Annotated in this window: 3 protein-coding genes; all 3 read right to left on the reverse strand. The window is 49.1% G+C overall.

From position 1 onward, the window contains the following. The coding region (locus G9F75_RS19515; protein ID WP_260399153.1) for a condensation domain-containing protein at nt 1–1,426 on the reverse strand (1,426 nt) is incomplete at its 3' end. A 15-nt stretch (nt 1,427–1,441) separates the two neighbouring features. Further along, nucleotides 1,442–9,133 carry a non-ribosomal peptide synthetase gene (locus tag G9F75_RS19520; RefSeq protein WP_167409324.1) on the reverse strand — a complete coding sequence of 2,564 codons (7,692 nt, stop codon included), beginning with the start codon at nt 9,131–9,133 and terminating at the stop codon, nt 1,442–1,444. A gap of 25 nt (nt 9,134–9,158) precedes the next feature. Beyond that, a partial coding sequence (locus tag G9F75_RS19525) for a non-ribosomal peptide synthetase (protein ID WP_167409325.1) occupies nt 9,159–12,818 on the reverse strand: 3,660 nt, incomplete at its 5' end.

Genomic DNA, 12,818 nt, shown 5'->3' on the forward strand with positions numbered 1-12,818 from the left:
AAAGCGCGGCGCGGCGGGTGAACAGCCCGTGAAGCGTCGGAGCCGGCGGTTCAACCGCTTCTGTACGGTTAAACGCATCCAGCATATTTCTGGCTTCACACGCATCCAGCAATGCGATCTCGGAGGCGCTCATTTCAGGGTCGGAAATGACTGACTTCATCATATGCCGTAAAAATGTTTCGATATTCTTCATAAAAACACGATCGTATATACCGGTATCAAAGTTTAAGCGGATATAAAGAGAACTTCCCGGAATCACCTTTATGCTGCATCCGTAGTTTGTGACTTCCTCCATCGTGAAATCTTCTACCGCAAAATCAAATGAACCGGCCTGACTCACATTTTCAACTTCACGCTGGGCCGGCACATTTTCAAACACGATAATGTGGTCAAACAGCGCTTGCTTCAAAGGGCTTTGCGCCTGAATGTCATACAGCGGATAATAGCTGTACGCTTCTGCTTGCAGCGTCTCCTGCTGCAAATGCCTGACGAGCTCCAGAAAAGAAAATGAACCGCTTTTCACCCGCACGGGAATCGTATTAATAAACAGTCCCACCATTTTTTCCACGCCTGCGAGATCCGACGGCCGGCCGGAAACGACTGAACCGAAAACGGCGTCATCACAGCGGCTGACACGCTGCAGCAAAATGCCCCACAGTGCCTGGAACACTGTATTCAGCGTTGCTCCCGCCCTTGCCGCAATGTTCTTCAGCTCATTTGTCTGCTCTTCAGAAATGGTGAAAACCGCCTGCTCAAGTTCGCCATTTGGTTCCGCGGATTTTTTCGGAAGAGACGCCGATTGCTCAAGATCGGCAAGTCTCGTTTTCCAAAAAATCTCGGCTTCTTTACGATCCTGCATCATGAGCCATTTAATATACTTCCCATAAGGCTGAACAGGCTCAAGAGACGGAAGCCGTCCGTCTCCGAGAGATTGATAGATCATCAGAAATTCCTTCATGACAATTCCGAAGCACCAGCCGTCCATGACGATATGATGATGGCTCCATATACAAACATAGCGTTCGGGCGCTTTTTTCAAAATAGAGACTCTCATGAGAGGGTCTGATTGCAAATCAAAGCCTTTATCTTTATCTTCTTTTCTGAACCGGTCGGCATATTTGTCTTGTGCCTTCTCGTCCAAATGAGAAATATCATGAAACTGAACGCGGCTCGGCCTGTTTTTCAACACGACTTGGCGGGGCTTCGCCACATTCTTATGAATAAATGTCGTACGGAAAATATCGTATCGTTCAAAAACAGCATCTATACTTTTTTGGAATCGTTCCCGGTCAAGCTGTCCGTTGATCGTAAACACCGCTTGTTCGAAGTAGGCTCTTGAGTCATGATCCAACAGAGAATGAAAAAGCATGCCCTCCTGCATAAAAGATAAAGGATATATATCTTGTATTTCCGGTTGCTGCCCCATTGCGCCACTCCTTTTCTATAGTTTGTTGACGGCTCCCATAATGTCACTCAGGTCTTCCAGCGTTAACTCCTCGTCACTGAAATCAGCGGCGCTCCATTCACGCTCCTCCTTGCCTGTGCAATGCGTGATGATCTGCTTGAGAGCGGTATGAAAATATCCCGTCAAAACTTCAATCGTTTCTTTTTGATAGTGAAAACGGTTGTACACGACATGCATGCTGAGACATTCCGACGATACGGAGCCGCTGATATCAAGTGTGTACGGACGTTCCCAGTCCGGGCTGACTTCATTTCCCGCTTTTACGGGAGAAACACCAAAGCCGCTGGAACGGATCTCCCTGTCAAACTGCCCCAGATAGTTAAAACTGATTTCAGGAGAATCGGATTCAGTCTCTTCCCAGAGTTTGCTTATATATTTCAGCACCCCGTATCCCGCTCCTTTATGCGGAATGCGGCGCATCATGTCTTTTGTCCGTTTAATGTGATAGCCGAGCCGCTCGCCGTCATCAGCCTGATCTTGAAAACTTGCGTCAACCAATACCGGATAAATTGACGTAAACCAGCCGATGGTTCTGCTGATATCAAGATGCTCCAAGTGCTCTTCCCTTCCGTGGCCTTCCATGCTGATTTTGAATGTCTCGTTTCCGGTCCATCTGTTCAGCGCAAGGCTTAACGCGGCAAGTAATAATTCACCCGTCTCTGTTGTGTATGCTCTGTTCGCTTCCGTTAACAGCTGCTCAGTCTCCTGTTTTGTCAATGTAACGGTCATCACATCTGTATCTTTCAGAAGATTGGAAGAGATGCGGGCATCTTTCGGAAGCGGTTTGACCGCCGCTTTTTCTCTTTCGGACCAGTAGTCTGCTTCCTGTAACAGCCGGCGGCTTTTTGCATAATCAGAGATTTGCTTCGCGTAAGTCTGATAGGAATCGGTTTTTGCCGGAAGCGCGGTTTCTTTTCCTTCGAGCGCCTGCCTGTAGCATGCGGTGAGATCTTCAAATAAAATCCGCCATGATACACCGTCAATGACAAGGTGATGAATGGAAAGCAGCAGATGATCGCCATCATTAGCGTGAAATAATCCGACAGCTACGAGCGGCCCCGTCTCCAGCCGAATGGAAGTTTGAATACGGGCGGCCGCCTGTTCAATTGCGGCGTGCTCCTCTTGTAATGAACCTTTCTCTCTCACGTCATGCGTTTCAAACGTAAAGAGTTCTTCTTCAGAAAGGTCTGCCGCCCTGTTGTATTGAATCACCGATCCGTTTTGCGTGCCGCATATCATCCGTAATGCGTCATGATGAACCGCGAGCTGTGCCAGCGCCTTTCTCATGGCGATTTCATTGATTCTGTCCGCACTGCGGAGCATAACGGACTGATTAAAATGATCGTGCGGCAATGATTGCGACAAGAACCAGTGCTGGATCGGCATCAGCGGCACGTCTCCCGTGACGGGAGCCTGATCAATCACGCGGCGGACTTTCCGAAGCCGCATCGATACTTCTCCCAGTGTCTGATGCTCGAACAGCTCGCGGACGGTCGTTTCATAGCCCTGCTGTTTCAGCCTCGCACATACTTGCAGCGCTTTAATCGAATCCCCGCCGAGATGGAAGAAATGAGCATTGGGACCGAGGCCTTCAACACCTAAGAGTTCTTCCCAAATGTCAGCCATCATTTCTTCAGTTTCATTTCTCAGGCTGATATCATCTCCAAGGCTATCATTTAATTCAGGCTGCGGGAGCGCCTTCTCGTCCAGCTTCCCATTCGCCGTCAAAGGCAGTTCATCAAGCTCTATCAAGCGGGCGGGAATCATATATTCCGGCAGAAAAGCTCTGAGAGAGGCCTGAATCTCTGCTTCTTTTATCTTTTCGTTTCCGTGTAAGACCGCGTATGCGTAAATGGAGTGCTGACCGTGCTGATCAGCACGTGTGATCACGGCGGCCTCTTTCACGAAGGAAAGCTCCTGCAGCGCTGATTTAATTTCTCCCAGCTCAATTCTGTGGCCTCTGACTTTTACTTGCGCATCTTTCCGCCCGACATATTCCAGCTCGCCATTTGAGAGCCTTTTGGCGATATCGCCCGTCCGGTAGAGCCGCATGCCGTGCGGATTCGTGATGAAACGGGAGGCGGTTAAATCATCCCTGTTTACATACCCCCTCGCGACGCCTTCCCCGCCGATATAAAGCTCACCGGGAATTCCGATCGGCTGCGGATTCATATAAGCGTCCATGACAAAAGCATGAAGGGTTTCCAACGGTCTGCCGATATTGCTTTTGTTTCTCTCAATATCATCCATATTCAGTTTTTTGCATGTGACGTGAACCGTGGTTTCCGTAATACCGTACATATTAACAAGCTCCGTCTCCGGGTACTTCTCTTTCCAGCTTTTCAGCATGCCGGGCTGAAGCGCCTCTCCGCCGAAAATGACATATCGAAGCTTCAGCTTGTCCGTATGCCCGGCTTCTTCATGAATGAGTCCGGAAAAAGCCGTCGGCGTTTGGTTCAGCACCGTTACGCCTTCACTTTGCAGCAGCTGCCGGTACAAATGCGGATCACGGGCTGTGTCTTTCGGCACGATAACTACCTTTCCGCCGTATAAGAGCGCGCCGAATATTTCCCAGACAGAAAAATCAAAGCAATAGGAATGGAACAGCGTCCAGACGTCTTCAGAGCCGAAATCAAACGGCAGTCCTTTATGTGTGATAAGGCTGATGACATTGCGGTGTTCCGTCATAACGCCTTTCGGTTTTCCGGTTGTACCCGATGTGTAAATCACGTAAGCCGGCTGTTCAGGCGTTATCATTTCTTTCGTTCTGTCTGCTGAAACGGATTCAGGCTTATCGATGTATAATACCGGCAGCCCGTCCATTCCGGATATCCCAAGATCCGATTGCGTCAACAGAGCACGCGCGCCGCTGTCAGTCAGCATAAATGAAATCCGCTCGTCCGGATAGTCAGGATCAATCGGCAGATAAGCTCCTCCCGCTTTTAAAATACCGAGAATCCCAATCAGCATATCCGGAGATCGTTCGGTCATAATTCCGACAATCTGTCCGGAGCGGATGCCGTTTTCCGACAGCATATCGGCGATTCGATCCGCCTTTTCATTGAGCTCGCGGTAGGTGAGACGCTCATGAGACATGACGGCTGCAATTTGATCCGGCATTTTTTCCGCCTGTGCTTCAAATAAACTGACAATCGTTTCATGCCTCGGATACTCCGCCGTTTGATTTTCCGCTTGAAGAAGCATCTGCCGCTCGTTTATGCCCAGCAAATGAATGTCAGACAGCTTCCGTTCGTAATCCGCTGCGATTTGTCCTAAAAGCTCTTTAAAATGACCGGCCCACCGTTCGATCGTATCTTTTTCAAACAACGCGGTACTGTATTCAAAATGAAAATCCAGTGAGCCATCCGGCCGTTCCTCGGCATGAAGCGTCAAGTCGAATTTTGAAATGTCATGTTTCACTGCATGTGAAGAAACGGCTAAGCCCGGAAGGTTCACTTCGAAATCATCACTGTTTTGCAAAACGAGCATGGCATCAAACAGCGGATTGCGATTGACTTCCCGGTGTGTATCAAGCTTTTGGGCAAGTTCTTCAAACGGGAAGTCCTGATGTTCGGCCGCGCCGAGGGCGAGCATTTTCACCTCTTCTAAATAAGCGCGGAATGTCTTATCCCCTTTCGGCCTGCTTCTCATTGCCACGGTATTTATAAACATGCCGATGACCCCGTCAAGCTCAGCGCGGCTTCTGCCGGCCGCAGGTGAACCGACGACAATGTCTTCCTGCCCGCTCAATTTAGAAAGGAACAAGGAGTAGCTTGCCAAAAGAATCATATACAGCGTCGAACCCGTCTCATCCATGAGCCGGCGTAAATTCTCCGCCGTTTCCTTTTGAAGGCGCGTTCGAACAACGGACCCGCTGAAATCAGGAAGCTGCGGGCGCTTTTTATCGAGCGGCAGATCAAGTACGGGAATGTTTTCCCCGATCGTCTCCAGCCAATAACGCTCATGTCTTTTGAATTCTTCAGCGGCAAACCGCTCATGCTGCCAGACGGAAAAATCTTTGTATTGGAGTTTTAACGGCCGCAACTCTTTTCCTCTGTATAAATCCGTCAATTCTTGAATCAGAACGCTCATTGACACACCGTCTGCGATAAGATGATGCATATCAAGCAGCAGAAAATGACGTTCTTCAGTGACTTTGGCTAAAGTCACTCTCAAAAGCGGCGCTTTTTCCACGTCAAACGGTTTGACGAAAGTTTCCATCACCTCTTGAAGAAGGTTCCCGGATGGCATGTGAATCTCTGTGAGGTCAAGATCGACATGTGAATGTATGTGCTGCATCGGCTCCCCGTTTCGTAAAACAAATGATGTGCGTAACGCTTCATGCCTTTGTAACAGCGCTGAAAAGGCTTCGTGCAGACGATCCCGGTTGAGTCTGCCGCTCAGTTCCAGACAAGCGGGCATATGATAGCCCGTGCTGTCCGCCGCAAGCTGGTGAAGGGCATAGAGCCTTTTTTGCGCAAAAGATAGCGGGTACATGTCCTTTGCCACAGCAGGCGTGATTTCTGCATATTCTCCTCTTTTCCTCTGTTCAAGGAAGCGGGCCATGCTCTCGATTGTCGGATGTTCAAAAACATGGCGGACGGCAAGCTCAATTTGCAGCCGTTTATGTATGTTTGAAACAAGCGACGCGGCTTTCAGCGACTGTCCGCCGATTTGGAAGAAATCATCTCTCGTACTGATGTGTTCCCGTTTCAGCACTTCTTGCCAAATAGACAGCAGCTCAGTCTCAAGCATTGTGCGCGGAGCTTGATAATCACCGGTTCTCTCGGCTTCTTTCGGCTCAGGAAGTGCGGCCCGATCAAGTTTTCCGCTCACAGAAAGCGGCATCTCCGTTAATTTGGTAAAGCTTCCCGGTATCATATAAGCAGGTAATCTCCCGGCCAATTCGGCATGAGGGTCAAATGTCACACCCGCGTTTTCCAGTACGACATAAGCTGCAAGCTCCTGTTCCCCGTCCGCCGCTTTGCGCACGGTGACTGCCGCCTCTTTTACCCCGGACAGACTTCTGAGTGCCGTTTCGATTTCTCCTAATTCAATTCTGTAACCTCTTATCTTCACCTGATCGTCAAAGCGTCCCATATATTCAATCGTTCCATCCGGTAAAAATCGGGCTGCATCTCCCGTTCTGTACAGCCGTTCACCTTCACGAAACGGATGAGGGGTAAAGACTTTGTCCGTCAGCTCTTTTTGCTGAAAATATCCGTCCGCCAGACCTTTTCCGGAAATACACAGTTCACCGACGGCTCCGACCGGCTGCATCCGATCTCCGTGCATCATATAGACAGAAGTGTTGGCAATCGGGCGCCCGATCGTAATCCGGCTGCTTTTTTGAAGGTTGCGCAGAATCGTCGTGGCCACACTGTTTTCCGTCGGACCGTATTCATTCAGCAGCTCGGCATTCGGGCATATGCCGCGGCTCGCTTCCACGATATCAGGAGTGGCCGCTTCCCCGGCAAATGTCACCGCCCGAAGCGTCTGCGCATCCTTTTTCGTCAGCGAATCAAGCAGAACGCGATAAAGAGACGGAACGATCAGAAGATGGCTCACCCCGTGGCGGGTGATTTTCTGTTTTATTGAAAGGACGTCTTTCGCATCATCTTCATCAGTTAACAATACACAGGCGCCCGACAGAAGCGGAGTGAAAAGACTCGTTAATGACCCGTCAAATACGTATGAAAAAAGATGAAGCGCTACGTCCCCTTCTGTCATCCCGTATTCTTCACGCCGCCATTGCAATGTATTGCTGATCGCTTTGTGTTGTACAAGCACCCCTTTCGGCCGGCCTGTCGTTCCGGAGGTGTAAATGACATACGCCCAATTTCCGCTGTCAGATACCGGCGGAAGCGGTGCGGTCTGCTGGGAAACCGTTTCCTCCATGATGACGACGCTGCCCTTGAAATGCGGCGGAATGAGGGGGAGCAGGTCTTTTTCAGTCACGAGCAGTGAGGCTTCACTGTCTCTCAGTAAAAATGAAATCCGTTCAGGCGGAAATTCCGCATCAATCGGCATATAGGCGCTGCCCGACTTCCAAATTCCGAGCAGAGCGGCAACCGTACTAATTGATCGGCGCAGCATAACAGCGGTGATCTGGTCGGGGCGTGCGCCTTTTTCCCTTAACGCATGCGCAATCTGATTCGCCCGCTGATTTAATTTCTTGTAGCTCCAGCTTACCCCGTTATATCTCAACGCCTCTTGATCAGGCGTTTTTGCCGCCTGTTCTTCAAACAGCCCATGAACGGTTGTCTCAGGGTACGGACGGTTCGTTTCGTTAAACGAATGAATCAGGGCTTCTTCCTCCGGAGGCACGAGACTGATGCTTGATAAAAGCCTGTCCGGATCTTCCGTTACACAGGAGATGACCTCCAGAATGTGCCCTTTGATCCGTTTCATGTCTTCCCGATCGTAGATGCCCGCATTGTAGCTGAATTTCACATAAAACTCTTCTCCCGGAACGATGACGACGTTAAGATCGTAATTGGTTTCTTCCGCCATCGAAAAGTTTTCAAGTGAGAGCGCACTGCTTTCCGTTTGCTGCCAGCCGTTTACCGCAGCCTGCATTTGAACCGGATAATTTTCAAAGACAAGGATATGGTTCAAGAGATCTTTTTGCAGACCGCTCTCGTTTTGAATGTCATAAAGCGGATAATAGCTGTGCTCTTCCGCAGCAAGTGACTCTTTTTGCACCTTTTTGAGAAGAGAAGAAAAAGTCATATCACCAGCCGCGCGCACCCTTACCGGCACGGTATTGATAAACAGTCCGGCCATGGATTCGATGCCGGCGATAGCTGACGGCCTGCCGGAAACAACTGAACCGAATACCGCATCTTCAGTGCCGTTGTAACGATGGAGAAGCAGTCCCCAAATGCTCGTAAACAAAGTATTCAGCGTGACCCCGGTGCTTCGGGCAATGTCTGTCAGCTTTTGCACGGTTTCAGACTCAAGGAAAAATTGAAAATGCTCAGATGCATAACCGTTTTGCGCCGGCTTATTCTTCGTTTGCGGGACGGAAACGACATCTCCGTAATCTTCCAAGCAACGCGACCAGAACGCTGACGTTTCTTCTTTATTCCGGCTTCGGAGCCATTTGATATAAGAGCTGTAAGGAGCCGGACTGCCGAGGTTTACAGGCCGCCCGTTTCGGATCGCATAATACATGCTGAAGAAATCTTTCAGCACAATGCCCAAGCTCCAGCCGTCCATCATAATGTGATGATGAGTCCAAACGCATGTATGGCGGTTTTCTCCTGTTTGAAAAAGAGTCAGGCGCATTAAGGGGCCTTTTTGCAGATCGAACCCCTTATGCCGGTCGGTTTCCTTGAATTTGTCAATGATGCTTTGCTGCCGTTTTTCCGAATAGTCTGAAATGTTCTCAGTCTGTACGGCTGTGTCACGGCGTGAAAGGACAACCTGCTGCGGACCTTCAAGGTCAGGCACTTCTTTTATGAAAATCGTTCTGAAAATATCATAGCGGCTGACAAGCATATCCAGACTTTTTTGGAATGTATCAATGCATAAATCCCCGCTGACTGTAAATGAAATCTGCTCGACATATGCGTTTGATCCGGAATCCAGAAGCGAATGAAACAGCATGCCTTCCTGCATATATGATAAAGGGTAAATATCTTGAATTTCTGTCGCTTGTGTCACGAATGCCACACACCTTTTTATGAAATTAAAGTCCTTTTACGAGATCTTCAATGCTTGATAGTGCTTGAGCGGTCAATTCTGTATGGCTGTAATCCGTTAATGTTTTTTCCCGCTCTTTCTTGCCGGAACAGTGGGCGATGATGTCCTCGAGGTGAGTATGGAAACGATTCATGAAGAACTCGATTGCCCCCGGTGCAAATACATTTGTATAAACGGCTTTTACCTCCAGTTGCCCGGCCGCCACCATCGCGTTAATATCCAGATCAAACTCGCGGATGCGCCCGGCCGCTATATCATGCTGCGGCTTGAACGGTGACATCTTCAGCGTTCCCTCAAGACCGTCAAACGCACCGAGATAGTTAAAGCTTATTTCTGGGTCTTTATAAAGAATGTTCCGCGAATATCTCAGCAGCCCGTAGCCGGTTCCGTGATGAGGAACCCGTCGCATCATGTCTTTTACCGTCTTTATGCGGTGAGCGGTCTTTTCACCTGAGCCGCCCGGCACTCTCATATCCAAAAGCACCGGGTAAACAGATGTAAACCATCCTGCCGTTCTTGACATATCAATGTCAGGAATATGCCCCTGGCGACCGTGCCCCTCAGTGCTGATAAGGATCTGTTCAGAACCCGTCCACTCATGAAGCGCCATTCCAAGCGCCGTTAAAAGCAATTCATGAACATCCGTTCCGTATGCCTGCTGTGTTTCCAACAGCAGCTGTTTCGTGACTTCGCTGCTTAATATCCACGATGCAGTGCGGGCGTTTTCCTGCAATCGTCCGGCGTTTTCATCAGTTATTTTCGGCAGCGGCGCTGTTTCACTAGACATCACGCTGTCCCAGTATGCGGCTTCCTCCAGCAATACTTTGCTCTTGGAAATGTCAAAAAGCTCTTCGGCATACTTTATATAAGAATCGCTTTTCGGCGGCAGTTCGATTTGTTTGCCTTCTAATGCCTGCTGATAAGCTGTCTGCAGATCTTCAAGCAATATCCTCCATGACACGCCGTCCACGATAAGATGATGAATCGTTATAAGAAGATGGTCGGCTTCCTTCTGCCGGAACACTCCGAGATGAAGCAGAGGGCCTTGATCAAGGCGCATAGCCTGCTGTATTTCTTCTTCCTCAGCGGCTATCCGTTTTTCGGGCTGCGTTTCTTCTGAAATATCTATGACGTTAAGCGTAAATATTTCTTCATGCTGCTTTGTGATTCCGCGATTATATTGAACGGCTTCCCCATGCTCATTTTCAGTGAAAGTCATTCGCAGCGCATCATGATGTTCTGTCAGCGCGCAAACCGCCTGGTACAGCGCATCTATTTCGAGGCTGTCTTCAGTGCACAGCATGACTGATTGGTTATAATGAAGCTCAAACGCACCCGGCTCCTCAAAAAATCTCTGCTGGATCGGTGTCAGCGGAGCGCTTCCTTCTATCGGCCCCTGATCAGCCGTTGCAACAGCCGGCGTGAGGTGCTTCGCGAGTTCTGCAATCGTCGGGAACTGAAACAAATCGCGGATCGACATGTTCCAGCCTTCTCCGGCGAGTCGGGCTGACACTTGAAGCGCCTTAATGGAATCTCCCCCAAGCTCAAAAAAAGAGTGATGAATTCCCGCTTTCTGAATATGAAGCACATCTTCCCAAATCCGGCATAACATCGCCTGTTTTTCATCGCCGGGCGCGACAAATGCCTGTGATGAATGTATCTGTTCTGCCGGTAATGCCGATTTATCAAGTTTGCCGTTCAGTGTCAGGGGCATGCTGTCTAAACCGATAATATGAGACGGCATCATATAAGCCGGAAGCTCCTGCATAAGAGACTGGCGGAGTGATGAGATATCGGCCTCTTTAGGAACGATGTATGCCGCTAATCGGGCTTGTCCTTCGGCATCTTTCATCACGGTAACAGCCGCTTCTTTGACTTGATCGTGTTTCAAAAGCACACTTTCTATTTCTCCCGTCTCAATTCTGTAGCCTCTGATCTTCACCTGCTTATCAATCCGCCCTTGAAAGCGAAGAGTTCCATCCGGCAGCCAGCAAGCCTGATCTCCGGTTCTGTAAAGCGTTTCTCCCGTTTGTAACGGGTCACTGAATGCGCCCTCTGTCAGCTCAGGCTGTCCCCAATATCCTTTGGCGACGCCGGCGCCCCCGATATACAGCTCTCCGAAAACGCCGATCGGCTGGACCTGTTTGTCTTTGTTTAAGACGTACATTTGTACATTCGGAAGCGGAACACCGATCGGCACATCATCTTCCCGCGGCTCTTCGCTCATTTTAGCTTCATAATACGAAGAATCAATTGTCGCTTCTGTTACACCGTAGCTGTTAATGATCCGCATTTCTTTTCCGAAGCGTTCTTGAAGCGTATAAAAATCCTGCGACTTGATCATATCTGAACCCAGTACAAGTATTTTTACACTTTGCAGCGCGAGCTTCCGGCGATATATATATTCCATAAACGGAACAATCAGCGCGGGTGTCGACTCCATAAACGTGATACGGTGCTGATCAATGAGCCGATAAAGCTGTTGTGGCTCAAGCCGGACGTCATCCGGACAAATGACAAGCGTTCCCCCGTTTAGCAGGGCGCGTGCAAGATCCCCTGAAAATACATCAAATGAGAAACTCGCCATCTGCAGCACTCTGACCGGTATAAGATCAAGCTCATAAATCCTGCGCCATGCAAGTGCTGCATGCGTAAAGCTGCGATTTCTGACTTCGACTCCCTTCGGCGTTCCCGTTGTTCCCGAAGTATATATGATATATGCAGTATCATCCGGTGACGCTGCCGGCTGAATATTCTTTGCACAAATATCGTATTGATCTTCATGATCAAGCTGAATGAGAAATAAATTGTTATCCGTCAGCTGTGAAGCAAGTTCTTTGTATTCTGACTGCACCATCAAGACGGATGCCGCGCTGTCTTTTAATAAATAGCGAATCCGTTCCTCGGGATAATGGGAGTCAACCGGTATATACGCCCCTCCCGATTTCATGACGGCGAGAACACTGACGATCGCTTCAATCGAACGGTTTGCCAATATGGCGGCTCTTTTTCCCGGACCGAATCCATTTTTGTGTAATGTTCGCGCAAGCCGATTTGCCCGCTCATTAAGCAGCGAATAGCTGATCTGCTGTGCTCCTTCAATAACAGCGGTCTGATGAGGCGTTTCTTCTGCTTTCTCTTCAAACAACTGGTGAAACAGTTTGTGTTTTTCCATGAATTCGGTTTGTGTGTTATTAAACTCAATCAGTAACTTTTGTTTTTCTTCTTCATCCAAAATGTCAGCTTTCGATAGTATGACTTCCGGTTCGGCGGCAACATGGCGCAAGAGATTCAGTAAGTGGCCCATCCATCGTTCAATCGTTTCTTTCATAAAAAGCTCGGTGCTGAATTCCATTTCAAAGCGGATGTTTCCATCGGATTCAGCCGCTGATAAGGTCAGGTCAAAACTTGATACATCATGTTCGGTATGCTCTGATCGTGACGCCTTCAGACCGGCCAGATTTATCTCCTCTCGCTCCATATTCTGAAGAATAAACATCGCATCAAACAGCGGATTGCGGCTCATGTCCCGCTGCACGCCGAGCCGCTCCACAAGCTCTTCAAACGGGTAGTCCTGATGCTCATACGCCTCAAGCGCCGCCTGGCGGACTTCCGCCAAATAATCGGTAAACCGTTTGTCTCCTTT

The sequence above is a fragment of the Bacillus sp. EKM208B genome (assembly GCF_011800725.1).
Classification (GTDB): domain Bacteria; phylum Bacillota; class Bacilli; order Bacillales; family Bacillaceae; genus Bacillus; species Bacillus velezensis.